The organism is Halalkalibacter lacteus (genome assembly GCF_036663595.1).
Taxonomy (GTDB): Bacteria; Bacillota; Bacilli; order Bacillales; family Bacillaceae_D; genus Halalkalibacter; species Halalkalibacter lacteus.
In genome coordinates, this window is sequence record NZ_JAWRVL010000109.1 from 1 (window position 1) to 430 (window position 430).

1 pseudogene is annotated in these 430 nt (G+C 42.3%); it reads right to left on the reverse strand.

Going from position 1 to position 430, the window contains the following annotated elements:
- Nucleotides 1-430 (reverse strand): annotated as a pseudogene (locus SAZ04_RS21700) (sulfatase-like hydrolase/transferase); the annotation flags it as partial.

Here is a 430-nt window from a genome sequence, read left to right on the forward strand (position 1 = left end):
AAGAAACGATTAACCAAGGCTTGTGATCATTGGCACGAGCTTCGTCTTCTAGGGAGTTAATTAATTTAACAACCTCTTCAGAATAAACGACATCACGGCCACTTAAACCAATCGCAGCGGATGAAGCTGAATTTCGTGGGTTTGATCCATGTGGTTCAGGGCCTAACCACCCATCAAAGCCATAGGAATCTAACCGATTTGCAGTTAAATAAAGCTTTTGTTTTTCAGGATCAGGGACTCCAGTTGTGGGGTTAAAGCTTAGCATTGCATTATGACTTGCTGGAACGATAAGGTCCTCATCTGAAGCATGCCATTTCCCTTTCCAAAACGTTTGATAACCTGCAGAACGAAAATAATCACCTAAAGTAGGGACTGTATTGTGATCAAGCCAGTATACATCTGGATCAAAACCTCCTTTTGCTGCACCTGT